Source organism: Pseudomonas sp. PHC1 (assembly GCF_046487845.1).
GTDB classification, from domain to species: Bacteria; Pseudomonadota; Gammaproteobacteria; order Pseudomonadales; family Pseudomonadaceae; genus Aquipseudomonas; species Aquipseudomonas sputi.
Map to the genome: position 1 here is coordinate 324,928 of NZ_JBJXHJ010000004.1, position 23,189 is coordinate 348,116.

Here is a 23,189-nt window from a genome sequence, read left to right on the forward strand (position 1 = left end):
TCAGCTTTTCAACTGAAAGCTTCACTCCTCAAACCCTGCGGCCCTCTGCCTATAAATAGATTGCAGCTTTATAACGGATTTTAGACAGCTCGTATGACATTTTTTTGAAGCAATCCGTCACATTTTACTTACATGTACATCCCGCCGTTAACCGGGATTGTAGCCCCGGTCACGTATGCCGCACCGTCGGATGCAAGAAAAGCGACCACGGACGCGATCTCTTGAGCTTGTCCCAGACGGCCCAGCGGAATCTGCGTCTGCAAGGCTTCACGCTGTGCTTCAGGCAGCTCGCGGGTCATATCGGTGTCGATAAACCCTGGGGTTACCGAGTTGACCGTAATCGAACGCGAACCGACTTCACGCGCCATGGCACGGCTGAAACCTTCCAGACCGGCCTTGGCGGCTGCATAGTTTACTTGGCCAGCGTTGCCCATGGCACCCACCACCGAGCCAATACTGATAATTCGGCCCCAACGCGCCTTGGTCATGCCGCGCAGAACGCCCTTGGACAGGCGATACAGACTGTTCAGGTTGGTATCGATCACGTCGTACCACTCGTCGTCTTTCATGCGCATCATCAGGTTATCGCGGGTGATGCCGGCATTGTTGACGAGAATCGCCACCGGAGCACCGAACTGCTCCTGGATGCTCGCCAGCACCTTGGTGACCGATTCGTCACTGGTAACGTTCAGCTCGAAACCTGCGCCCTGAATGCCGTTTTCCTTCAGGGTCGCCGCAATGCGCTCGGCGCCCGAAGCAGAGGTCGCGGTGCCAACTACGATGGCGCCCTGCCGACCCAGTTCCAGTGCGATAGCCTGGCCGATGCCACGGCTTGCGCCGGTGACCAGTGCAACTTTACCTTGCAGACTCATGCAAGCTTCTCCTGATTCAGACAGCCGCTGCGCGAGCAGCAGCGAAAGCGTCTGGGGTATTGAGGTTGGAAGTCGAAACGCCTTCGGCGCAACGTTTGTTCAGACCGGCCAGCACTTTGCCAGGACCACACTCGACCAGGTTGGTCGCACCTTTGGCGGCCAGGGTCTGTACGGACTCGACCCAGCGCACCGGCTTGTAGAGCTGTTCAAGCAGATCACGCTTGAGGGTTTCCAGATCCGCCGGCACCTGGGCGCTGACGTTCTGTACCACAGGGATCTGCGGCGCCTGCCAGTCGATGGCAGCGATGGACTCGGCGAAGCGCTCGGCAGCCGGGCGCATCAGCTCGCAGTGCGACGGCACGCTGACCGGCAGCGGCATGGCACGCTTGGCGCCACGGGCCTTGCAGCCTTCGATGGCGCGCTCGACTGCAGCCTTGGCACCGGCAATCACGACCTGGCCCGGGGAGTTGAAGTTCACCGCGCTGACCACTTCGCCTTGCGCCGCTTCGGCACAGGCAGCGAGAACGTCGGCATCTTCCAGACCGAGGATGGCAGCCATACCGCCCTGCCCGGCCGGAACGGCTTCCTGCATCAGCTGACCACGGCGCTCGACGAGCTTCACCGCAGCGGCCAGGCTCAGGCTGCCGGCAGCGACCAGCGCGCTGTATTCACCCAGGCTGTGACCGGCAACGAAGGCCGGACGCGCACCACCTTCCGCCAGCCACAGACGCCACAGGGCGATCGAAGCGGTCAGAATGGCTGGTTGGGTTTTATCGGTTTGATTGAGCAGCTCTTCCGGGCCCTGCTGGGTCAGCGCCCACAGGTCATAGCCCAGAGCATCGGATGCTTCTTTGAAAGTTTCGAGGATCAGTGGATGTTGCGCGCCCAGCTCGGCCAGCATGCCGAGGGACTGCGAACCCTGTCCTGGAAAGACGAATGCGAGGGAAGCAGACATGTAACAAGCCCCTAATGATCTTGTCGTCGGAAAAATGGCATCCCGCTAGAGGGACGCAAGAAACTGACAGTTGGATGGCCCTTTGAACCGGGCGGTCACATTTAAGCATTGTCCGACGAAAACGCCTAAGACAACAAATCCTCCAGACGGCCGTGCAGGCGCTCGGGAAGGTTCTCCTGAATCTCGATCAGCGCTCGCTGAATGGCACTCTGAAACCCCTGAACCCCGGCCGAACCGTGACTTTTCACGACAATCCCCTGCAAACCGAGGAAGCTTGCGCCATTGTGCCGCGCCGGCGCCAGATCAGCCTGCAGACGCCTCATCAAAGGCAGCGCCAGTGCACCGACAGCACGGGAAGCGAGATTCTTTTTGAACAGCGCCTCGATGCGCGCAGCGATCATCGTCGCCAGGCCTTCGCTGGACTTGAGCAGGATATTGCCGACAAAACCGTCGCAAACCACCACATCCGCCTCGCCGCGATACAAACCATCGCCTTCGATGAACCCGATGTAATTGATGCCCCGGGCAGCCTGCAGCAACGTCGCAGCCAGCTTGACCTGCTGATTGCCCTTGATGTCTTCGGTGCCGATATTCAGCAGCGCAACACGCGGACGGGCGATGCCCAGGGTTTGCGCCGCCACGGAACCCATCACGGCGAACTGCAACAGATGCTCGGCACTGCAATCGACGTTGGCGCCCAGATCGAGCAACTGGCAGTAGCCTTTCTGGGTGGGGATCGCTGCCACCATAGCCGGACGATCAATCCCCGGCAGGGTCTTGAGCACAAATCGCGACAGGGCCATCAGCGCACCGGTATTGCCGGCACTGACACAGGCCTGAACCTTGCCATCACGCAGCAATTCGAGGGCGACACGCATCGACGAATCCGGCTTGCCACGCAGAGCCTGGGCCGGTTTTTCGTCCATGGTGATGACTTCGGACGCCGGAACAATCGTCAGGCGCGCGCGATCGGCAGCCGATTGGCCGGTGATCAGTTCTTCAAGAAGGGAGGGTTGACCGACGAGGGTCAGGTGCAGCGAGGGTGTAGCAGAAAGGCAAGCAAGGCTGGCCTGAACAATGCTGCGGGGACCGAAGTCCCCGCCCATTGCGTCAATCGCGATGACTTGAGCGGACAAGTGATTACTCGTCAGCGCCCTTGTCGATCACTTTACGGCCACGGTATACGCCTTCTGGCGATACGTGGTGACGCAGGTGAACTTCACCAGTGGTTTTTTCTACAGACAGGGTGCTAGCCTCGAGAGCGTCGTGCGAACGGCGCATGTCACGGGCAGAGCGGGATTTTTTGTTCTGCTGAACAGCCATAATTGATTAACTCCTAAACGTTTGGGTCACGCTTTAACTGCGCCAATACACTGAACGGGTTGGACCGCGTTACCTCGTCCTCGCTCGGTTCGGGCTCATCTGCTCCCGCCGGCTGCTGGCATTCTTCCGGATGATGAGCAGGCACAATGGGCAAGGCGAGCAGAAGCTCCTCCTCGATCAGTGACTGCAGATCCAATGGATCTTCGCCCAGTTCCAGCACGTCATAACCTTTCGGTAACGACTGGGTATTCGCACCCTCCTTCACCACGGCGTAACTGCATTCGCTATGGATCGGCAGGGTGACCAGCTCAAGACAACGCTGGCAAACCATTTTGACTTCGGTGTCGATAAAGCTGTGGATTACCACAGATTTACGTTCATCTCGTTCAAAAACGAATTTGGCCTGCACCGTACCGACATCGTCGGAAAGCGGGTCGCAGAGTCTCTTCAAATCGGCCAGCAGCAGTTCACCTTGGAGGGTGGTGCCACGGTCAGCCAATTTGCGCGGGTCAACGTGAGGTGGAATCGGGTCATTCAACATAGGCGCAGCATTATAGGGATGCACCCACCCATGTCAAAGGAAATTGTGCCCTGTCCGTCACTTGCGCGGCTCCGCTAGAATCTGTCGCCTGTCCCTGGAGATGCGAATGCTGCCTTTATTACTCGCTTCAAGCTCGACCTATCGTCGGGAATTGCTCAGCCGCCTGCGCCTGCCGTTCGTCTGCAGCTCGCCGGATATCGATGAAAGCCATCGTCCGAACGAGTCGGCAATTGAGCTGGTCAAACGCCTCGCCGAACAGAAAGCCCGAGCCCTGACGGACAACCACCCCGATCACCTGATCATCGGTTCCGACCAGGTTGCGGTACTCGGCGAGCGCATCATCGGCAAGCCGCACACCTTCGAAAACGCCCGCGAACAACTGATGGCCGCCAGCGGCGCCAGCGTGACCTTCCTCACCGGCCTGGCGCTGCTCAACAGCCAGACCGGCCACTGCCAGGTCGACTGCGTGCCTTTCACAGTGCACATGCGCGTACTGGATCAAGCCCGCGTCGAGCGCTACCTGCGCACCGAGCAGCCTTACGACTGCGCCGGCAGCTTCAAGGCCGAAGGGCTGGGCGTCAGCCTGTTTCAGTGCACCGAAGGCCCGGACGCCACCAGCCTGATCGGCCTGCCACTGATTCGCCTCATCGATATGCTACTGGCGGAAGGCGTACAAATTCCCTGAACCACAAAAAACCGGCCGCGAAGGCCGGTTTGTTTATTCATCGAGCGATCAACGCAACGACGGCCCGCCAAACCCCATCCACATTGCCAGTTTCTCGGCAACGCTGGCACCGAGCTTCTTCGAGAAGCGATCGAACGGCGACTCCTGCACGGTGAAGTCCACCAGCTCCTTTTCGCCAATCACGTCGCGCGCTACCGAACTGGCGTTACCCAGACCATCGATCAACCCCAGTGGCAGCGCCTGCTCACCCGACCAGACCAGCCCGGAGAACAACTCCGGATGCTCCTTGTCTTTCAGGCGATCGCCGCGACCCTGCTTGACACTGTTGATGAACTGCTTGTGCGTGGTATCCAGCACACTCTGCCAGAACGCCGTCTCTTCCGGCTTCTGTGGCTGGAACGGATCGAGGAACGCCTTGTGCTCGCCGGAGGTATAAGTACGACGCTCGACACCGAGCTTCTCCATGGTTCCAACAAACCCGTAACCGGCCGCCGTCACCCCAATGGAACCCACCAGACTGGCCTTGTCGGCGTAGATCTGATCCGCCGCGCTGGCAATGTAATAGGCACCGGAAGCTCCCAGATCGGAAATCACCGCGTACAGCTTGGTATCGGGGTGCAGACCACGCAGACGCTTGATCTCGTCATACACATAACCAGACTGCACCGGACTGCCGCCGGGACTGTTGATGCGCAGGATTACGCCCTTGACCTTTTTGTCCTCGAACGCCGCGCGCAGGCTGCCGACGATATTGTCGGCGCTGGCTGGCTCCTTGTCGGCAATCATGCCGGTGACGTCGATCAATGCGGTGTAGTTGCCACTGCGGGTGGCGCTCTTTTCCATGTCCATCAACGGCGTGAACAGGATCAGCGCAACGAACAGATAAACAAAGGTCAGCAGCTTGAAGAAGATACCCCAGCGCCGCGAACGACGCTGCTCCTGCACGCTGGCCAGCAGGGTCTTTTCCAGCAGCTTCCAGCTTTTCGCATCACCGTCGTCGGCAGTTGCCTTGGCCGGTGCTTTCCATTCGTCGGTCATGCCATCCACCCCAGCAAAAACGTATTAAGCCTGCTGCCCCAGCCAGGCGTGCAATTCGGAAAAATGGTCGATCGACAGTCGCGGCGCGAACTGCTGCAGGGATTCGATCGATTGCGCGCCATAACTGACCGCCACCGAATCCATCCCCGCATTGCGCGCCATCAACAGATCAAAGGACGAATCGCCGACCATCAGCGCTTGTTCGGCACGCACACCGCAATGCGCAAGGATCTGCTCCAGCATCAGAGGGTGCGGCTTGCTTGCAGTTTCATCGGCTGCGCGAGTGATATCGAAATATTCCTCCCAGCCATTTGCCTTGAGCACCCGATCCAGCCCGCGACGATTCTTGCCCGTCGCGACAGCCAGGTGATAACCCTGCTCGCGAAAAGATGCCATCGACTCGACCACGCCTTCGAACAACGGCGAAGGCACGGCTTCTGCAGCGATGTAGTGTTCCGCGTAAAACTCGCGAAACGCGACCATCTCGCCGTCACTGATCTCGGGATACAGCGTACGAATCGCCTCGGGTAGCCCCAGACCGATAATGCCTTTGACGGCGAAGTCATCACGCAGCTCAAAACCGCAGCGCCCGGATGCCGAATGCATCGCCTCGACAATCCGATGAATGGAATCGGCCAGGGTGCCGTCCCAATCGAAAATCAGCAGTTTGTAATCAGATGGGCGCACTCAATCGCTCCACAGTCTTGGCCCACATTTCATCGACCGGTGCCTGCAACTTGAGCTCACCACCATCAGGCAGTGGCACGGTCAGCATGTAGGCGTGCAGGAACAGGCGCTTGCCGCCCAGATCACGGATTTCCTTACTGAAACTGTCATCGCCGTATTTGGTGTCACCGGCAATGCAGTGCCCGGCGTGCAACGTGTGGACGCGGATCTGGTGCGTGCGACCGGTGATCGGTTTGGCTTCGATCAAAGTGGCAAAATCGCCAAAGCGACGCAGGACCTTGAACACAGTCACAGACTCCTTGCCCTCCTCCTCGTCGACCTCGACCATGCGCTCACCGGAGCGCAGATTGCTCTTGCCGAGCGCCGCACGAACTTGCTTGATCGAGGTCGCCCAGTTGCCGCGAACCAGTGCCATGTAGCGCTTATCGACACCGTCACCGCGTAACGCAGCATGCAAGTGACGCAACATGCTGCGTTTCTTGGCAATCATCAGCAGGCCGGAGGTGTCGCGATCGAGACGGTGAACCAGCTCGAGCTCCTTGGCATCGGGGCGCAACTGACGAAAGGCTTCGATAACGCCGTAATTCAGGCCGCTGCCACCGTGAACAGCAATGCCGGCGGGCTTGTTGATCACGATCAGGGCCTTGTCTTCGTAGACAATCGAGGCCTCCAGGCGCTGCAACAGGCCTTGGGCCAAAGGCACCGGCTCGTCGCGCTCAGGCACACGCACCGGCGGCACGCGCACGATATCACCGGCCTGCAGCTTGTATTCGGGCTTGATCCGACCTTTGTTCACGCGCACTTCGCCTTTGCGCAAAATGCGGTAAATCAAGGTCTTGGGCACGCCTTTGAGCCGGGCGAGGAGAAAATTGTCGATTCGTTGGCCGGCATATTCCGGCGAGACCTCAAGCAATTGAACGCCTGGAGTCGTAGGGGCAGTAGTCGTCATGGCGCGGATAATAACAATTTTTTATGGAATTGAAGCACTTAATCATTGCTGCTATAGTCGCGAACGCCGCCAAAAGCGGCCTGGACAGCGGAACCACGGTCAAAAACCGGCCCTGACCAACGCAATTCACCAGGACGCGAGGCCGTCCTACGGGGCTTTTGCTACGTAACGGTGGAGTTTGCAGCTGTAACAAGCGCAGGTGACATGAGGCCTGAATCACGCCGCAAAGCAGAGTTTGACTCGCCACGCGAGCCATATTCACGGCCAGTTCACAAAGTGCAGTCAGCCGCGGATGACCCCGAGCGAAGACTCCGGAAACACCGCCTGAATTAGCCATGATGCGTGACCTCCCCTTTCGGAGCTCACGGTAAATGCCAACCCGCTGCGGATTCTGCGCGCGGCAGCACCCGAATTATCAGGGATACGTGTAGGGTGGAGATGCACAACCGCTGGACTGTGTAGCAACAGGTTTTATCAAGACGCTTCATCTCGTCCACAGCCACCGGTTGATTCCTCCTCCTGACTGAGTGCTTAAGTAGCCACAGCAAGCAGGACGCGTACGTCGCGATAACGGCCCAATTGGCTGGACATCGCTGGACACGGGAATGGCCAACCACTCCCGACGCACCTGACACCGACCGTGAGAAGTCGTGTGTGCCGAACGCCGTTTCCGGCAGCCCGGAAACCGACGGTACTACATGAAAAGAATGCTGATTAACGCAACTCAACCCGAAGAGTTGCGTGTTGCACTGGTAGATGGCCAACGCCTCTACGACCTGGACATCGAATCCGGTGCACGCGAGCAGAAGAAGGCCAACATCTATAAAGGCCGCATCACTCGCATCGAACCAAGCCTTGAGGCTGCCTTTGTCGATTTCGGCTCCGAGCGCCACGGCTTCCTGCCCCTCAAAGAAATTTCCCGCGAATACTTCAAGAAAGCCCCTGAAGGCCGCGTCAACATCAAGGACGTCCTGAGCGAAGGCCAGGAAGTCATCGTTCAGGTCGAAAAAGAAGAACGTGGCAACAAGGGCGCCGCCCTGACCACCTTCATCAGCCTGGCCGGTCGTTACCTTGTTCTGATGCCGAACAACCCGCGTGCCGGCGGCATCTCCCGTCGCATCGAAGGCGAAGAGCGCAACGAACTGCGTGAAGCGCTGAACGGCCTGGTGGCTCCGGCCGACATGGGCCTGATCGTGCGCACTGCCGGCCTGGGCCGCAGCAGCGAAGAAATGCAGTGGGACCTCGATTACCTGCTGCAACTCTGGACCGCCATCAAGGAAGCCTCGCTGGATCGTTCCGCGCCGTTCCTGATCTATCAGGAAAGCAACGTGATCATCCGCGCCATCCGCGATTACCTGCGCCAGGACATCGGCGAAGTGCTGATCGACAGCGTTGAAGCCCAGGACGAAGCCCTGACCTTCATCCGCCAGGTAATGCCGCAGTACGCCAGCAAGATCAAGCTGTACGAAGACAGCGTTCCGCTGTTCAACCGTTTCCAGATCGAGAGCCAGATCGAGACCGCTTTCCAGCGCGTCGTCGAACTGCCGTCCGGCGGCTCCATCGTCATCGATCCGACCGAAGCCCTGGTGTCCATCGACATCAACTCGGCGCGCGCCACCAAAGGCAGCGACATCGAAGAAACCGCCCTGCAGACCAACCTTGAAGCGGCCGAAGAGATCGCCCGTCAGTTGCGCCTGCGCGACATCGGCGGCCTGATCGTCATCGACTTCATCGACATGACCCCTGCCAAGAACCAGCGCGCCGTGGAAGAAAAAGTCCGCGAATGCCTGGAAGCCGACCGCGCTCGCGTGCAGATCGGCCGCATCTCGCGCTTCGGCCTGCTGGAAATGTCCCGCCAGCGCCTGCGCCCTTCGCTCGGCGAAAGCAGCGGCATCGTCTGCCCGCGCTGCAGCGGCACCGGCATCATCCGTGATGTCGAATCGCTGTCCCTGGCGATCCTGCGCCTGATCGAAGAAGAAGCCCTGAAAGACCGGACCGCCGAAGTGCGCGCTCAAGTGCCGATCCCGGTGGCCGCGTTCCTGCTCAACGAAAAACGCAACTCGATCACCAAGATCGAACTGCGCACCCGCGCCCGCATCGTCATCCTGCCGAACGATCACCTCGAAACCCCGCATTTCGAAGTTCAGCGCCTGCGCGACGACAGCCCGGAAGCCGCGACCAACCAGTCCAGCTACGAAATCGCTGCCGCTGCCGCCGAAGTCGAAGACGTCCAGCCAGCCGCCGCGACCCGCACCCTGGTTCGCCAGGAAGCCGCCGTCAAGACTGCTCCGGCCCGCGCCAACGCTCCGGTTCCGACCGAAGTCGCCGCTCCGGCCCCGGCACCTGCTCCGGTTGCCGCGCCAGAGCCAAGCCTGTTCAAAGGCCTGGTGAAGTCGCTGGTCAGCCTGTTCGCCACCAAGGAAGAGCCTGTTGCTCCGGTCGTGGTTGAGAAACCTGCCACCGAGCGTCCGGCCCGCAACGAAGAGCGTCGCAATGGTCGTCAGCAGAGCCGCAACCGTAACGGTCGCCGCGATGAAGAACGCAAGCCGCGTGAAGAACGTGCACCGCGTGAAGAGCGCGCCCCACGTGAGCCGCGTGAAGAGCGTCAACCGCGCGAACCCCGTGAAGTCCGCGAGCCACGCGAATCCCGTGACGAAGCACCGGTAGCCCGCGAAGAGCGCGCACCACGCGCCCCTCGCGAAGAACGTGCACCACGTGCTCCGCGTGAAGATCGCAAGCCACGTGGCGAGCGTGAAGAACGCGTACGTGAACTGCGCGAGCCTCTGGATGCCGCTCCGGCCGTTTCTGCTGCCGCCACCGCTGAAGAGCGTCCGGCCCGTCAGCCACGTGAAGAACGTGCGCCACGTCCTCCGCGTGAAGAGCGTCAACCGCGCGCCGAACAGGCCCCTGCTGCCGTCGCCGAAGAAGAAATCACCACCAACGAAGAGCAACTGCCGGAAGACGGTTCGGAGAACGCCGAAGGCGATCGTCCACGCCGCCGCTCCCGTGGTCAGCGTCGTCGCAGCAACCGTCGCGAACGTCAGCGTGATGCCAATGGCAACGTGATCGAGGGTTCGGAAGAATCCGAGTCCGGCGAAAACGCTCAAGCGCCAAGCACGGCCGATCTGGCTGCTGGTCTGGCTGTTACCGCTGCTGTTGCCAGCACCGTGATCAGCGCTCCAGCCGAAGCTCAGGCCCACGAGCAAGCTGAACGCGCCACCGCTGCCACGCTGGAAACGGCTCCAGTTGAAGCACCGGCTGTTGAAGCCACCACACCGGTCGAAGCAGCTGCCGCTCCGGAAGTCGAAGTAGCTCCGGTTCGCGAAGCTCAGCCTCAGGCTGAAGTCGCTGCCGAACCTGCCGTGACCTTCGAAGCCCCCGTCGTTGCTGAAGAGTCGGCTGTCGAAACCGTAACCGAAACCGTGCGTGAAGTTCGCGAAGAGCAGACCGCATTCAACTGGGTAGCCGAGCCGGCTGTCGCTGAAACACCAGCGCCAGTGGTTGAAGCGCCTGTCGTCGAAGAAGCCAAGGCTGCCGAGCCAGTAGTTGTTGCTGAACCGGCACCGGTCGTTGAAGCCCCTGCGGTTGAAGCGCCGGTCGTCGCCGAAGCACCTGCCCCGGTGGTTGAAGCGGCTCCAGTCGTCGCACCCGTCAGCGCGCTGACCCCAAGCGGCCGTGCGCCGAACGACCCGCGTGAAGTGCGTCGTCGCAAGCGTGAAGAAGAGCGTCTGCAGAAGGAAGCCGAGCTGGCTGCCGCTGCCGCCGCTGCTGCTCCAGCTGCCGAAGTGGTCGAGGCAGCTCCTGCCCCGGTCGCTGAGGAAGTGGCCGTTGAAGCCGTGATTGCCGAAGCACCACGCTCCGTTCAGGAAGCGGTCGAGCAACACGAAGAGGCCCAGGAAAAAGAACACGAGCCTAAACCCCTCGTCTGATTCCAAACGCCACTAAAAAGCCCCGCCTGGTGATCCAGGCGGGGCTTTTTATTGCCTCAGGTTTTATCAGGATGGCGGAAAAAACAGAGCATCCGAGACGTCGATGTCCCACAACACGCCGGGATCATCCACCGCGACTTCCATCACTCGACCCTGGGCAAACAACGGTCGCGCGCCCCGATCACCGGACAAGGCCATCAACCCTGCGGCGAACGAGCGACCAAACCCGACCGGATGCCCATAGTCACCGTTCAACGTCGGTACGCTGACCGCATCCTCGGCAATTGCCGCCACAACCCGCTCAATGCTCGACGCCAGGATGAATGGCATGTCGCCCAGCACAATCAGCCAGCCATCGGCCTCCGGGCAAGCCGCCACCCCCGCCGCAATGCTGTCGCCCATTCCCGTGGACTCGATCGAGACAACGTCACACCCATAAGCCTGCGCCATGCGCATCACCTGCGGCCGCGCCTCGGTCGTCACCAGCACTCGCTTGTCGAGGCTCGCCGGCAGGCTCACCAGCACCTGCTCGATCACCGAACGCACCGCACCATCGCGCCCGGTGCAATCGGCCAGCAGCTTGTCCTTGTCAGCGCCTGCCACTTCGCGAAAGCGGCTGCCCTCGCCCGCCGCCAGCACAATCACTCCGATCGATCGGCTCATACGCTCTCCACTGTCTTCTTCTGCTTGAGCTCGACACCATTCTTGATCGCGACGATTTCCGCCAACAGCGACAGGGCGATTTCCGCCGGGGAATGGCTGCCGATATGCAAACCGATCGGCCCGTGCAAACGGGCGATGGCCGCTTCCGACAGGCCTAGCTCAGCCAGATTTTCCCGACGTTTGCGGCTGTTGACCCGCGAGCCGAGTGCGCCGACGTAGAACGCCTTGGAGTCGAGCGCCGTGAGCAGCGCCATGTCATCCAGCCGTGGGTCGTGAGTCAGCGCGACAATCGCCGTGCGTTCATCGGTCTGGATATTCAGCACTGCTTCGTCCGGCATGCCGGGGACAAACCGTCCATGCTGCTCTTCCCAGCCATAGACGAATTCGGTACGTGGATCACAGATCAGCACTTCGAAATCCAGCAACCGCGCCATCTCGGCCACATACCGCGACAACTGCCCGGCGCCGATCAACAGCAGGCGCCAGCGCGGACCGTAAATGGCACGCAGGGTCAGGCCGTCGAAGTTCAAGGTGTCAGTCTTGCCGGCCGGTCGCAACACCACCTCGCCAGTGTCGATGTTCAGCTCGCGAGCGACGATTTCGTGAGCCTCGCAGCGATCCAGCAACTCGGCGACCCACGCCGGATCACCGACCCGTTCCTCGGTCAGGCGCAGGGTGCCGCCGCAAGGCAGGCCGAAGCGCGCGGCTTCTTCCTGCGTCACGCCGTAGGTGATCAACTGCACCGGCGGCCCGTTGGCGGGAATCCGCCCATCGTGCAGCCGGGCGATCAGATCGTCCTCGACGCAACCGCCGGACACCGAGCCGATCACCACGCCATCTTCGCGCAGCGCCAGCATCGCGCCGGGCGCCCGGGGCGCGGTACCCCAGGTCTGCACCACGCTGAACAACACCACCCGCTGCCCGGCGCGACGCCATTCGAGCACACTGCGCAGGACATTAAGATCGGCGCTGTCCATCACGCTTGCGCCTTCTGCCAGCCCTGCAACTGGTAACGCACCGGCAGGTTGCGGATACGCTGACCGGTCGCGGCAAAGATCGCATTGCACAGCGCCGGCGCAATCGGCGGCACGCCCGGTTCGCCGACACCGCCCAGCGGCACCTCGCCCGGCGGCGTTACCAGATGCACCGCGACTTCCTTCGGCGCCAACGACATGCGCGCCACTTCATACATATGGAAGTTGTCCTGCTGCACCTTGCCGTCCTTGAAGCTGATTTCGCCCCACACGGCATTGCCCAGGCCCATCACACACGCGCCTTCGAACTGCGAACGGATCCGCTCCGGGTTGATCTGCGGGCCGCAATCCACGGCGATATCGGCCTTGTGCACGAGCAGCGTGCCGTCGTCCTTGACCTCAACCTCGATCACCGCCGCCACATAAGTGACGAAGCTGTAATGCACGGCCAATCCGAGACCACGGCCTTTGGGCAACTGACGCCCCCAACCCGCCGCCTTGGCCGCCGTTTCGAGCACGGTGCGCATGCGCCCGGTGTCGATCGGATAACGCTCGGGGGATTCGCCGTAGTTCCACTCCTCACTCAAAGTGCGTGGATCGATCTGCCGATCCGGACCAAGCAATTTGATCTGGTACTTGAGCGGATCTTCCTTGGCTTTGTGCGCCAGTTCGTCGACAAAACTCTGGATCGCGAAACCATGGGGAATGTTCGACACCGAGCGATACCAGCCGACCCGCGTGTGCACCGTGGCTTCGGGGTTTTCCAGGCGCACGTTGGGAATCGCGTAGGCCATGTTGGTGAAACCCATGCCCAGTTCGAAGGCAGCTTCGTGATTCATGCCCGGTGCGAACAGCGCAGTGATGCTCGGCGCCACCGTGCGGTGCAACCAGGCGGACGGCAAGCCGTCCTTGCCCACACCGGCCTTGAGGTACTCGGCGGACACCGTGTGGAAATACGAATTGTGGATGTCGTCTTCCCGGGTCCACTGCACGCGCACTGCCTTGCCGGGAAACTCCTTGGCGAGAACGGCCGCTTCAACGACGAAGTCCGGTTTCGACTTGCGCCCGAAACCACCGCCCAACAGCGTGACATTGAAGGTGACGTTATCGAACGGCAGGCCCAGACGTTCGGCGATCCGCTCGCGGGTGACCTGGGGCGCCTGGCTTGGCGCCCAGGCCTCGCAGGTGCCATCCTTGTAACGGGCGATGGCGACCATCGGCTCCATCGGTGCCTGGGCCAGATGCGGCAAGTAATAAGACGCTTCCAGGGTGCTGGCGGCACTGCCGATGGCTTTGTCGATGTCGCCGGTATTGCGCACCACTTTGCCCGGTTTCAGCGAAGCGGCTTCAATCTCCTTGCGATAGGCGACCGAATCATAAGTGGCGTTCGGGCCATCGTCCCACTCGATTTTCAGCGCCTCGCGACCCTTCAATGCCGCCCAGGTATTGCTCGCCACCACGGCCACGCCACCCAACGGCTGGAACTCCGAAGGCAATGGCCGCGGTTCGATCTGGATGACTTTGAGTACGCCCGGCACTTTCAGCGCGGCGCTGTCATCCACTGACTTGACCTTGCCGCCGTACACCGCCGGGCGTGCGATGACCGCGAACAGCATGCCGTCGAAATGCACGTCGGCGCCGTACACCGCGCGGCCATTGACGATGTCGGCACCGTCGATGGCCTTGGTGCCTTCCTTGCCGATATAGCGGAATTCCGCCGGTTGCTTGAGCCGCAGGCTGTCACGGGCCGGCACCGCCAGCGCACTGGCTGCCGCGGCCAGCTCGCCGTAACCCAGCTCGCGCCCGGACGGCGTGTGAATGACTTTATGCAGCTGCGCGCGGCATTCGCCGACCGGCACCTTCCACCGGGCGGCGGCCGCTTGCTCAAGCATGGTGCGGGCGGCGGCGCCGCAACGGCGCATCGGTTCGTACCAGTGACGCATGCTGCGCGAGCCGTCGGTGTCCTGGTTGCCGAAGCGCACCTCATCTCCCGGCGCCTGCTGAACCTTGACGTGCGCCCAGTCGGCTTCCAGTTCATCGGCGACCACCATGGTCAGGCTGGTGCGCACGCCCTGGCCCATTTCCGAACGGTTGCAGACCACGGTCACCGTGCCGTCGGCGGCAATGCTGACGTAGACTTTCGGATCATCGATCCAGCCATTGGGCATGCCATCGGCGCCGAACTGCTTCGGCTTGTCTTCGGCCAGCGCATCCTGCCAGCCCCAGCTCGCCGCCAGCACCAGCGCACCGGTGGCGCCGACGCCTTTGAGGAAGCCCCGGCGACTCAGGTTGCTCAGGGCGAAATCGTTCGGTAAACGGCTCATGCCTTGGCCTCCTTCAGGTGAGTGGATGCCTGGCGGATCGCAGTCTTGATCCGGTTGTAGGTGCCGCAACGGCAGATGTTGCCGACCATCGCCTCTTCAATCTGCTCGTCGCTCGGGTTCGGGTTGGTCTTGAGCAACGCGGTGGCGGACATGATCTGCCCGCCCTGGCAGTAACCGCATTGGGCAACGGCCGTGTCGAGCCAGGCTTGCTGGACGATCTGACCGACCGGGTCGGCATGCAGGTTGTCGATGGTGGTCACGTTCTGCCCGACCACCGAACCGATCGGGGTGATGCAACTGCGCGCCGGCGCGCCGTCGATATGAATGGTGCACGCACCGCACAGGCCCATGCCGCAGCCGAACTTGGTGCCGTTGTAACCGGCGACGTCACGGATCGCCCACAACAGTGGCATGTCCTCGGTGACATCGAGTGGATGATCTTGACCATTGAGTTTCAGGGTAATCATGGGCACGCCCGCATATTCTTGGAGGTTATGGGGTCGAGCCATCTGCCACCGCAGGGACGGTAGTGGTTCGCGCAGATCGGCTCAGGCTAATCAGGCTCTCTTGTGCCGACGGGAACGTCTGCACCGGGCCTTTGGTGGAGCAAATGGCTGTATCGTTAGCTGGCTACGTTAACCCGCGATTAACAAAAAAGCCCTGCACTTTTTAAATAAGTGCAGGGCTTTGGGTTCAGCCTTGAAAGCGTAGCCTCAATAGCGGTTGGGCTCCATTTCCAGCTCAACATTGAAACGTTCTGAAATGTCTTTCTGGATGCGCTGCGCCAGATCGAGCAATTGCAGCCCGGTCGCCGCGCCGTAGTTGACCAGCACCAGCGCCTGCAATTTATGCACGCCGGCATCGGCCTCGCGAAAGCCCTTCCAACCGGCGCGCTCGATCAGCCAACCAGCCGCCAGTTTCATCTGCCCGTCCGGTTGCGCGTAGGCCACCAGATCCGGGTGCTGTGCCTTGATCTGTGCGACCACCGCCGCCGACACCAGCGGGTTCTTGAAAAAACTGCCGGCATTGCCGAGCACTGCCGGGTCCGGCAGTTTTTCGCTGCGGATGCTGCAAATCGCGCGGCTGACATCCGTCGGCGTCGGCTGCTCGATGCCCTGCTCGGTCAGACGCTGACGCACAGGGCCGTATTCCAGATGCAGATGCGCGACTCGGTTCAGTGCGAAGCGCACTCGCAGGATCAACCAACGACCCGGCTGCTGCTTGAACACGCTGTCGCGGTAGGCGAAGTTGCACTCCTCCAGACTGAAGTCGCGCAGCTCGCCGGTCTGGCGATCCAGCGCCGTCAGGCCGGCGAACACATCCTTGATCTCGACGCCGTAGGCACCGATGTTCTGCATGGGCGCGGCGCCGACAGTGCCGGGGATCAGGCTGAGATTTTCCAGTCCCGAAAAACCCTGCGCCAGCGTGTGCTGCACGAACGGGTGCCACGGCTCGCCGGCCTCGGCTTCAATCACCACACGATTGCCGTCGTCGCTGATGACACGAATGCCACGGCTGGCCATGCGCAGCACCAGCGCCGGGATGTCCGCCGTGAGCAACAGGTTGCTGCCGCCGCCGATCACCAGCAACGGCACGTTGTGGGAAGTCGCGTAAGCCAGGGCTTCGCGCACATCGGCGTCACTGTGAGCTTCGGCAAACAGCTGCGCGCGAACATCAACGCCGAAGGTATTGAAGGGCTTCAGGGAAACCTGCGGCTGCACCTGCAAACTCATAACCGCCCCTTCACTTCGATCAACAGCTGATCGCAGGCACGCTCGATCAGATCCAGCACCTGCTCGAAGCCTTGATCGCCGTCGTAATACGGATCCGGCACTTCATCGACTTCCCCTTCATACCGACGCAGGAACAAGTCCAGCTCGGCCTTGCCGGTGGACGGCTGCAAAGCCTTGAGGTTGCGCAGGTTGCTGTTGTCCATGGCGAGGATCAGGTCGTAGCTGGCGAAATCGGCGCGGCTGACCTGCTGAGCGCGTTGCGCCGACAGGTCATAACCGCGCTGCCTGGCCACAGCCTGGCTGCGCTTGTCCGGCGGGTTGCCGACGTGCCAGTCACCGGTGCCGGCGGAGGCCACTTCGACCTGATCCGCCAGCCCCGCTTCGCGCAATTTATGGCGCAACACGCCTTCGGCGGTAGGCGAACGGCAGATGTTGCCCAGGCACACGAACAGAACGCGCATCAGGCCTCCAGCAGGCGACGGACGCGCTCGAGGTCTTCGGCGGTGTCGACCCCGGTTGGCGGTGCGATCAACGCGTCAGCCACGTGAATCCGCACGCCGTGCCACAGGGCACGCAATTGCTCGAGGGATTCGGTGTTTTCCAGCCAGCACGGCCCCCAGCTCACGAAGTCCTGAAGGAAACCGGCGCGGTAGGCATAAATGCCGATGTGACGACGGTACGGTACGCCTTCCGGCAGCACATCGCGGCTCTTGGCGAAGGCATCGCGGGCCCAGGGCAGGGTCGCGCGACTGAAGGTCAGCGCCAGACCGTCGAGGTCGCTGACGACCTTGACCACGTTCGGATTGAACAGGGTTTCGACGTCTTCGATCGGCTCGGCCAGGGTGGCCATCCGCGCCTCGGTGTGGGCTGCGAGGTTGGCGGCGACCTGATCGATCACGCTCGGCGGGATCAGCGGCTCGTCACCCTGCACATTGACCACGATGGCATCCGGTTCCAGCCCCAGCTTCGCCGCCACTTCGGCCAGACGATCGGTGCCGGAATTGTGATCTTCACGGGTCAGCACCACTTCGGCGCCGAAAGTCTTGCAGGCCTCGACAATGCGCGCATCGTCGGTGGCCACGACCACGCGGCTGGCGCTGCTTTTGCTGGCCTGTTCCCAGACGTGCTGGATCATCGGCTTGCCGGCGATGTCCAGCAGCGGTTTGCCCGGCAGACGGGTCGAAGCGTAGCGCGACGGGATGACAACGGTGAAGGCGGTGGTCATTTATCCAGACGCTCATCGGTGGTCAGGGTGCGGGCTTCGCTTTCCAGCATGACCGGGATGCCGTCGCGGATCGGGTACGCCAGGCCGGCGCCCTTGCTGATCAGTTCGGTCTTGTCGGCGCTGAGTTTGAGCGGGCCTTTGCAGACCGGGCAGGCGAGGATGTCGAGCAATTTGGTGTCCATGAACATTCCCTGGATAAAAACGGATTAAGGCAAAAGACGATCCGGCAACAGGCGCATCAACTGCGTGTCGAACCAGGCCACGAAGGCCGGCGACGGCACGGCATCGACCGCCAGGTACCACCAGTCGGCGGCGGCGAAGGCACGGCACTTCACCGCGTCCTTTTCAGTCATCACCACTGGCAATGACGGCGTAAAACTCAAGGCCTGCACGCTGTATTCGGCGTGGTCGGCGAAGGCGTGGGGCACTGGCCGCCAGTCTAGCGCTTCGAGGGTATTGAAGAAACGTTGCGGGTTGCCGATCCCGGCCACTGCGTGCACGGCCTGACCGGGCGGAAAATGATCGAGCGGCCGGCGTTCGCCGCTGCGCAGATTGACCAGCGCCGAGGGCTGCAGACGGAAGGCGAAACCGCCGTCGCGATCCTCAGGGGCACCGTTGAACAGCACCCCGTCAACGCTTTGCAGGCGTTCGACCGGTTCACGCAGGGGGCCGGCGGGCAGGCAACGCCGGTTGCCAAGCCCACGGGCAGCGTCGATCAGCACCAGTTCCAGATCCCGCGCGAGGCGGTAATGCTGCATGCCGTCATCGGACAGGATCAGGTCCAGCGGCTCGCTGTCCAGCAGCGCTCTGACGGCGGCGCTGCGGTCAGGGTCGATCATCAGCGGTACCCCCGTGCGCTGCACGATCAGCAACGGCTCGTCGCCGGCAATGTCGGCAGTCTGATCAGACTCGACCCGCCATGGCAAGTGCGCCGGTTTGGCGCCATAGCCACGGCTGACCACGCCGACCCGCAGCCCGTGGCGTCGGCAGTGCTCGATCAGCCACAGGATCATCGGTGTCTTGCCGGTGCCGCCGACGGTGATATTGCCGACCACGATCACTGGCACCGGGGATTGATAGATCTCGCCCTCACCGTCGAGAAAACGCTGACGCTTGCCGGCCACAACGCGGCGATACAGCCACTCCAGCGGCCGCAACAGCGTCAGGGCCGGGTGCCCCTGATACCACGCGGCGAGCAGACGATCGGACATGGCCATCAGGATTTGGGCGCCGCCTCGACCGTGGTCATGCGCAGATGGCTGAAACCGAGCTTGCCGGCCGCATCCATGGCGGTGATCACGGATTGATGCTGAGCCTTGCCGTCAGCACTGATCGACAACGGCATGCTGGTGTCGCCGTTGGCTTCTTTCTGCATGGCTTCCATCAGGGTGGCCAGATCGTTCTTCGGCAGAATCTTGTTGTTCACCGAGAACACGCCTTCGGCGCTGATGGCCACGTCCAGTTGCTTGACCTGCTGATCCTCGGCCGGCGAGCCGCTGACCGCTTCCGGCAGATCGACGCGCAACTGGGTTTCGCGGGTGAAGGTGGTGGTCACGACGAAAAACAGCAACAGAATGAACACCACGTCGATCAGCGACGCGAGGTTGATGTCGATCGTTTCCCGGGGCTTGCGACGGAATTTCACGCTTTGCCCCCGGCCAGATCGACGTCACGGTCGCCCTGCACCACTTCCACCAGTTTGATTGCTTCCTGCTCCATGCCCACCACCAGTTCATCGATGCGGCGTTGCAGGAAACGGTGGAAGAACACCGCCGGAATACCGACCATCAGGCCCGCAGCAGTGGTGATCAGCGCCTTGGAAATACCGCCGGCCAGCACCGCTGCATTGGTGCTCATGCCGGAACCGGTGAAGGCGCTGAAAATGTCGATCATGCCCAGCACCGTACCCAGCAGACCCAACAGCGGCGACATGGCGGCAATGGTGCCCAGCGCGCTGACGTAGCGTTCGAGCTCGTGAATGACCCGGGCGGCGGCCTCTTCGATGCACTCTTTCATGATCTCGCGACCATGCTTGGAGTTGGCCAGACCCGCGGCGAGGATTTCCCCCAGCGGCGAGTTGGCGCGCAATTCCTTGAGTTTTTCCTTGTTGAGCTGCTTGTCCTTGATCCAGACCCAGACCTGACCCAGCAGATGCTCAGGGGTGACGCGACTGGCGCGCAGGGTCCACAGGCGCTCGGCGACGATCGCCATGGCGGCGATGGAACTCAGAATGATCGGCAACATCATCCAGCCGCCGGATTTGACCAATTCCCACACAGTGACAGCCCCCTCGAAAAAGTGCGCCACTTTACCATACCGGTTCGCGATAAAGACCCGTCGCCCCGACGACCGTGCTCAACGGTACTCCGCCCCCGGCAACGGCGGGGCGCGCCAGAAGCGGCGTTGTTGACGCATCGAGCCGGCCGGCTGAAACCGCCCCAATTGCAGATGAATGGCGCCCTGCTCGGCACTGTCATGGGTATGTATTCCCTGTTTGCGGTAACGGGCAATGACCGTCGGGTGTGGATGGCCGAACGAGTTGCCCTGCCCCCGGGAAATCAGTACGGCCCGGGGCTGCAAAACCTTGAGCAAGGCCATTGATGATGAACTGCGGCTGCCATGGTGCGGGGCTTGCAGCCACTGGGTGGGAACCGCCAGCGGGCTGTTGAGCAAGTCCCGCTCGGCGGCGCTGTCGATATCACCGGTCAGCAGTAACCGCTCACCATTGGCTTCGATCTGCAGGACGCAGGAACGCTGGTTGCTGTCGTGGGCGTCAGCCCATTGCCATAAATGAAAGGTAACGCCGTCCCACTGCCATTGCCGGCCGCTTTCACAGGCCTCGGCGTTCAGCGCGTCGGGCAGCCCCGGCGGGTCGCCACTGATGACCCGGCTGACCGGCAAACCTTTCGCCACCGCGAGTGCGCCACCCGCGTGATCGGCATCGGCATGACTGAGCAGCATCAGGTCGAGGTGTTCCACACCCAGTTTGCGCAAAGCCGGCAGCACCACTCGCTCACCGAGGTCCAGGTCACCGAAACGCGGACCGCTGTCGTACAGCAAGGTGTGGTTGCGGGTGCGGATCAGAATCGCCAGGCCTTGGCCGACATCCAGTTGCCAGACATCAGCCATACCTTCGGCCAGCCGCTCCCGCGGCGGAAACACCAGCACCAGCAGCAACGGCCAGCCCAATGGACGCAAAGGAATGCCTCGGGGCAGTAATAACAGCACTGCCCCCATGCAACCCAGCACCAGGATCCACCCCGGCATCGACGCTGCGACCCACGCCGGCCAGTGCCCGGCAATCAGGGCCAGTGCCCGGAACAACCCGTCGATCAGCCCGCCGGCCAACCACAGCAGCCCTTCCCCGACAGAAGGGATCGGCAACAACAAAGTGCCCAGCAACGCCGGCGGCAATACCGCGAAACTGACCCACGGCACTGCCAGCAGATTGGCCAGTGGCCCACTGAGACTGATCGGCAGGCTCAACGCCAGCAGCACCGGGCACAAGCCGATCGCGATCAACCACTGCGCGCGTGTCCAGGTTTGCCACCAGCGCCACGGCCCCAGCCGGCCGCCGAAGGTGAAAATCAACACAGCCACCGCCGCGAATGACAGCCACAACCCCGGCCGCAGGCTGGCCAGAGGATCCATCAGCAACACACCGTTGAAGGCCAACAGCAATGGCCACCATGCGCCGAGGTGGCGAAAGCGCAAACGCCACAACAGCACCAGCGCAACCATCACGCAGGCCCGCCGCACCGGCACGTCGAAACCGGCCAGCAGGCCGTAACCCAGCGCCGCCGCGAACGCCAGACCGCACGCCCAGGGCAGCCAGGGCCAACGCAATGGCCAAAAGCCGAATCGCGCCAACCCGGCGACCAGCGCGTACATCAACGCTGCCAACAGCCCGATGTGCTGGCCGGAAATCACCAGCAGGTGCACGGTGCCGGTGTCCTGCAAGGTCTGCCAGTCCTCGCGACCGAGTCCCGAACCATCGCCGAGCACCAACGCGGCCAGGGCGCCGTTACGCCCCTGGGCGTCCACGGCAAGCAGGCGCTGACGAATGCCCTCGCGCCAGGCCCACTGCGCCGGCGCCAGACGCTGGCCATCCTTCACCGTTCCGGTGGCACCGATGCGCTGCGCCAACAGCCAGGCCTCGTGATCGAACGCATCCGGATTGAGCAGACCGCCAGGACGCTTGAGTTTGACCGCCAGTCGCCAGCGCTCACCACTGCTGACCGGAGGCCCGGCATACCAGGCCAGGCGCATCAGCGATGGCAGTTGCTCGTGACGTGAGCGGGCATCGGCCAGTTCGAACCGCACGACACCCTCGGCATTCTGCGGCAAGCCCACGACCCGCCCTTCCACCCAACGCGTTTCACCATCCAGCCGGGAAGGCAGTCGATCATTCAACGCTAACTGCGCGTTGAAACCCGCCCATGTGAATCCAAGCAGTAAAAACGCCAGTGGATAGCTGCGAAACGGCAGCAGCATCAGCGCCACCCACGGCAACACCAGCCATAACCCGACCGGCGGCAAGGCCGGTAAAAAAACCGCAGCCAGCAGACCGACCGCCAGCGCCATCATCCCTGTGCGCATAAGCCCGTCCTTGAGAGTCCTACCTTCAGGCATAGCGGCTACGGGGCACGACCGTCGTTATCAATTGTCACAAAGTCTGAATGGGCGGTTCCTAGAATCCAGACATACTTGCCGCCTTAACCGACCGAGAAGCCTTATGCCCCGGCGCTTATTCAAACGTTACATGCCCGACCCGACGAGCATCAGGGAACACAAATCCTTACGCTTTCTCGGCACGTTGCTGCATGAACCGAACCTCTGGCATCTCAACCGACACTCGGTGGCCCGCGCCATGGCCGTCGGCCTGTTCGCTGCGTTCCTGCCGATTCCCGCGCAAATGCTGGTGGCCGCCGTCCTCGCGATCATGGTGCGCGGCAACATGCCGATTGCCGTCAGCCTGGTCTGGCTGACCAATCCGATCACCATGCCGGCGGTGTTTTTCTGCACTTATCAGGCTGGGGCCTGGCTGATGGATGTGCCCGCCCGCACGCTCCCCGACGAATTGACCTGGGAATGGATCAGCGGCGAGCTCTCGACCTTGTGGCAACCGTTTCTGCTGGGGTCGGTGGTGGTCGGGCTGGCACTGGGCGCCCTCGCCTACTGTCTGGTAATGATGTACTGGCGCTGGTGGGTGGCCCGGCAATGGGCGCGGCGCAAGAAAAGTCGCATGCGCTGAATGCAAAACGGCCTCCACTGTGGGAGGCCGTTTTTCA

General features: G+C 62.0%; 23 protein-coding genes. 3 read left to right on the top strand and 20 right to left on the bottom strand.

Annotated features, from left to right (window positions below; translation table 11 throughout):
• Positions 1 to 128: 128 nt before the first annotated feature.
• From fabG to ACKJSM_RS08615, 5 genes are all read right to left on the bottom strand, one after another.
• Entirely contained in the window at positions 129 to 872 is a 744-nt protein-coding gene (gene fabG, locus ACKJSM_RS08595; protein WP_007950790.1) for a 3-oxoacyl-ACP reductase FabG, read from the bottom strand.
• Between the two features lie 16 nt (positions 873 to 888).
• Positions 889 to 1,827: an ACP S-malonyltransferase gene (gene fabD, locus ACKJSM_RS08600; RefSeq protein WP_236177957.1), complete on the bottom strand. Its 939-nt coding sequence runs from the start codon at positions 1,825 to 1,827 to the stop codon at positions 889 to 891.
• 125 nt (positions 1,828 to 1,952) lie between these two features.
• Complete coding sequence (gene plsX / locus ACKJSM_RS08605; RefSeq protein WP_080511024.1) at positions 1,953 to 2,963, bottom strand: phosphate acyltransferase PlsX; 1,011 nt, start codon at positions 2,961 to 2,963, stop codon at positions 1,953 to 1,955.
• Between the two features lie 4 nt (positions 2,964 to 2,967).
• Positions 2,968 to 3,150 (bottom strand): 50S ribosomal protein L32, encoded by a 183-nt coding sequence (rpmF, locus tag ACKJSM_RS08610; RefSeq protein WP_003179396.1) that lies wholly within the window; start codon positions 3,148 to 3,150, stop codon positions 2,968 to 2,970.
• A 13-nt stretch (positions 3,151 to 3,163) separates the two neighbouring features.
• Entirely contained in the window at positions 3,164 to 3,691 is a 528-nt protein-coding gene (locus tag ACKJSM_RS08615; protein ID WP_003204262.1) for a YceD family protein, read from the bottom strand.
• 106 nt (positions 3,692 to 3,797) lie between these two features.
• Between ACKJSM_RS08615 and ACKJSM_RS08620 the strand changes: the two genes are divergently transcribed.
• The gene (locus tag ACKJSM_RS08620) at positions 3,798 to 4,376 is read left to right on the top strand and encodes a Maf family protein (protein ID WP_236177956.1); all 579 of its coding nucleotides are present in this window, start codon (positions 3,798 to 3,800) and stop codon (positions 4,374 to 4,376) included.
• Between the two features lie 48 nt (positions 4,377 to 4,424).
• Here ACKJSM_RS08620 and sppA read toward each other — a convergent pair whose 3' ends face one another.
• From sppA to rluC, 3 genes are read right to left on the bottom strand one after another with little or no spacing between them, the layout of a single operon-like run.
• Entirely contained in the window at positions 4,425 to 5,414 is a 990-nt protein-coding gene (gene sppA / locus ACKJSM_RS08625; RefSeq protein ID WP_410237224.1) for a signal peptide peptidase SppA, read from the bottom strand.
• 24 nt (positions 5,415 to 5,438) lie between these two features.
• On the bottom strand, positions 5,439 to 6,101 hold the full coding sequence (locus ACKJSM_RS08630; protein WP_236177954.1) for an HAD-IA family hydrolase: 663 nt from the start codon (positions 6,099 to 6,101) through the stop codon (positions 5,439 to 5,441).
• A complete protein-coding gene (gene rluC / locus ACKJSM_RS08635) occupies positions 6,088 to 7,050 on the bottom strand; it encodes a 23S rRNA pseudouridine(955/2504/2580) synthase RluC (protein WP_085696997.1) in 963 nt (320 codons plus the stop codon). Before rluC ends, ACKJSM_RS08630 begins: the two co-directional genes overlap by 14 nt.
• Positions 7,051 to 7,748: 698 nt before the next feature.
• On the opposite strand from rluC, the gene rne reads away from it, so the two are divergent.
• Positions 7,749 to 10,979: a ribonuclease E gene (gene rne / locus ACKJSM_RS08640; protein ID WP_410237225.1), complete on the top strand. Its 3,231-nt coding sequence runs from the start codon at positions 7,749 to 7,751 to the stop codon at positions 10,977 to 10,979.
• Between the two features lie 66 nt (positions 10,980 to 11,045).
• Here the strand turns inward: rne and ACKJSM_RS08645 are convergent, their stop codons facing one another.
• The 12 genes from ACKJSM_RS08645 to ACKJSM_RS08700 all read right to left on the bottom strand — a co-directional run bounded on the left by ACKJSM_RS08645 (position 11,046) and on the right by ACKJSM_RS08700 (position 22,497).
• Complete coding sequence (locus ACKJSM_RS08645) at positions 11,046 to 11,642, bottom strand: nucleotidyltransferase family protein (RefSeq protein ID WP_410237226.1); 597 nt, start codon at positions 11,640 to 11,642, stop codon at positions 11,046 to 11,048.
• Complete coding sequence (locus ACKJSM_RS08650) at positions 11,639 to 12,619, bottom strand: XdhC family protein (protein ID WP_236177951.1); 981 nt, start codon at positions 12,617 to 12,619, stop codon at positions 11,639 to 11,641. Before ACKJSM_RS08650 ends, ACKJSM_RS08645 begins: the two co-directional genes overlap by 4 nt.
• A complete protein-coding gene (locus ACKJSM_RS08655; protein ID WP_410237227.1) occupies positions 12,619 to 14,940 on the bottom strand; it encodes a molybdopterin cofactor-binding domain-containing protein in 2,322 nt (773 codons plus the stop codon). The genes ACKJSM_RS08650 and ACKJSM_RS08655 overlap by 1 nt, the downstream gene beginning before the upstream one ends.
• A complete protein-coding gene (locus ACKJSM_RS08660; protein ID WP_039770687.1) occupies positions 14,937 to 15,407 on the bottom strand; it encodes a (2Fe-2S)-binding protein in 471 nt (156 codons plus the stop codon). Before ACKJSM_RS08660 ends, ACKJSM_RS08655 begins: the two co-directional genes overlap by 4 nt.
• A gap of 246 nt (positions 15,408 to 15,653) precedes the next feature.
• The gene (gene murB / locus ACKJSM_RS08665; RefSeq protein ID WP_410237228.1) at positions 15,654 to 16,673 is read right to left on the bottom strand and encodes a UDP-N-acetylmuramate dehydrogenase; all 1,020 of its coding nucleotides are present in this window, start codon (positions 16,671 to 16,673) and stop codon (positions 15,654 to 15,656) included.
• Positions 16,670 to 17,134 (bottom strand): low molecular weight protein-tyrosine-phosphatase, encoded by a 465-nt coding sequence (locus ACKJSM_RS08670; RefSeq protein ID WP_410237229.1) that lies wholly within the window; start codon positions 17,132 to 17,134, stop codon positions 16,670 to 16,672. Before ACKJSM_RS08670 ends, murB begins: the two co-directional genes overlap by 4 nt.
• Positions 17,134 to 17,898: a 3-deoxy-manno-octulosonate cytidylyltransferase gene (gene kdsB / locus ACKJSM_RS08675; RefSeq protein ID WP_410237230.1), complete on the bottom strand. Its 765-nt coding sequence runs from the start codon at positions 17,896 to 17,898 to the stop codon at positions 17,134 to 17,136. The genes ACKJSM_RS08670 and kdsB overlap by 1 nt, the downstream gene beginning before the upstream one ends.
• Positions 17,895 to 18,080 (bottom strand): Trm112 family protein, encoded by a 186-nt coding sequence (locus ACKJSM_RS08680; RefSeq protein WP_003179363.1) that lies wholly within the window; start codon positions 18,078 to 18,080, stop codon positions 17,895 to 17,897. The genes kdsB and ACKJSM_RS08680 overlap by 4 nt, the downstream gene beginning before the upstream one ends.
• Before the next feature lie 24 nt (positions 18,081 to 18,104).
• Positions 18,105 to 19,115, bottom strand: coding sequence for a tetraacyldisaccharide 4'-kinase (gene lpxK, locus ACKJSM_RS08685; protein WP_410237231.1), 1,011 nt, complete (start codon positions 19,113 to 19,115; stop codon positions 18,105 to 18,107).
• Positions 19,115 to 19,543: an ExbD/TolR family protein gene (locus tag ACKJSM_RS08690; RefSeq protein WP_236177944.1), complete on the bottom strand. Its 429-nt coding sequence runs from the start codon at positions 19,541 to 19,543 to the stop codon at positions 19,115 to 19,117. The genes lpxK and ACKJSM_RS08690 overlap by 1 nt, the downstream gene beginning before the upstream one ends.
• Complete coding sequence (locus tag ACKJSM_RS08695; RefSeq protein WP_170928977.1) at positions 19,540 to 20,175, bottom strand: MotA/TolQ/ExbB proton channel family protein; 636 nt, start codon at positions 20,173 to 20,175, stop codon at positions 19,540 to 19,542. The genes ACKJSM_RS08690 and ACKJSM_RS08695 overlap by 4 nt, the downstream gene beginning before the upstream one ends.
• 78 nt (positions 20,176 to 20,253) lie before the next feature.
• Positions 20,254 to 22,497, bottom strand: coding sequence for a DNA internalization-related competence protein ComEC/Rec2 (locus ACKJSM_RS08700; protein WP_410237232.1), 2,244 nt, complete (start codon positions 22,495 to 22,497; stop codon positions 20,254 to 20,256).
• Between the two features lie 136 nt (positions 22,498 to 22,633).
• Here ACKJSM_RS08700 and ACKJSM_RS08705 point away from each other — a divergent pair, with 136 nt between their 5' ends.
• Complete coding sequence (locus tag ACKJSM_RS08705) at positions 22,634 to 23,152, top strand: DUF2062 domain-containing protein (protein WP_410237233.1); 519 nt, start codon at positions 22,634 to 22,636, stop codon at positions 23,150 to 23,152.
• The last annotated feature ends 37 nt before the right edge of the window (positions 23,153 to 23,189 follow it).

Coding starts and splice junctions, on each gene's coding strand:
- ACKJSM_RS08650 (WP_236177951.1), bottom strand. CDS start 12,619: ATGGACAGCGCCGATCTTAATGTCCTGCGCAGTGTGCTCGAATGGCGT.
- ACKJSM_RS08655 (WP_410237227.1), bottom strand. CDS start 14,940: ATGAGCCGTTTACCGAACGATTTCGCCCTGAGCAACCTGAGTCGCCGG.
- rne (WP_410237225.1), top strand. CDS start 7,749: ATGAAAAGAATGCTGATTAACGCAACTCAACCCGAAGAGTTGCGTGTT.
- kdsB (WP_410237230.1), bottom strand. CDS start 17,898: ATGACCACCGCCTTCACCGTTGTCATCCCGTCGCGCTACGCTTCGACC.
- ACKJSM_RS08615 (WP_003204262.1), bottom strand. CDS start 3,691: ATGTTGAATGACCCGATTCCACCTCACGTTGACCCGCGCAAATTGGCT.
- fabD (WP_236177957.1), bottom strand. CDS start 1,827: ATGTCTGCTTCCCTCGCATTCGTCTTTCCAGGACAGGGTTCGCAGTCC.
- ACKJSM_RS08645 (WP_410237226.1), bottom strand. CDS start 11,642: ATGAGCCGATCGATCGGAGTGATTGTGCTGGCGGCGGGCGAGGGCAGC.
- rpmF (WP_003179396.1), bottom strand. CDS start 3,150: ATGGCTGTTCAGCAGAACAAAAAATCCCGCTCTGCCCGTGACATGCGC.
- ACKJSM_RS08660 (WP_039770687.1), bottom strand. CDS start 15,407: ATGATTACCCTGAAACTCAATGGTCAAGATCATCCACTCGATGTCACC.
- ACKJSM_RS08670 (WP_410237229.1), bottom strand. CDS start 17,134: ATGCGCGTTCTGTTCGTGTGCCTGGGCAACATCTGCCGTTCGCCTACC.
- ACKJSM_RS08700 (WP_410237232.1), bottom strand. CDS start 22,497: ATGCGCACAGGGATGATGGCGCTGGCGGTCGGTCTGCTGGCTGCGGTT.
- ACKJSM_RS08620 (WP_236177956.1), top strand. CDS start 3,798: ATGCTGCCTTTATTACTCGCTTCAAGCTCGACCTATCGTCGGGAATTG.
- rluC (WP_085696997.1), bottom strand. CDS start 7,050: ATGACGACTACTGCCCCTACGACTCCAGGCGTTCAATTGCTTGAGGTC.
- fabG (WP_007950790.1), bottom strand. CDS start 872: ATGAGTCTGCAAGGTAAAGTTGCACTGGTCACCGGCGCAAGCCGTGGC.
- murB (WP_410237228.1), bottom strand. CDS start 16,673: ATGAGTTTGCAGGTGCAGCCGCAGGTTTCCCTGAAGCCCTTCAATACC.
- ACKJSM_RS08705 (WP_410237233.1), top strand. CDS start 22,634: ATGCCCCGGCGCTTATTCAAACGTTACATGCCCGACCCGACGAGCATC.
- lpxK (WP_410237231.1), bottom strand. CDS start 19,115: ATGGCCATGTCCGATCGTCTGCTCGCCGCGTGGTATCAGGGGCACCCG.
- ACKJSM_RS08680 (WP_003179363.1), bottom strand. CDS start 18,080: ATGGACACCAAATTGCTCGACATCCTCGCCTGCCCGGTCTGCAAAGGC.
- sppA (WP_410237224.1), bottom strand. CDS start 5,414: ATGACCGACGAATGGAAAGCACCGGCCAAGGCAACTGCCGACGACGGT.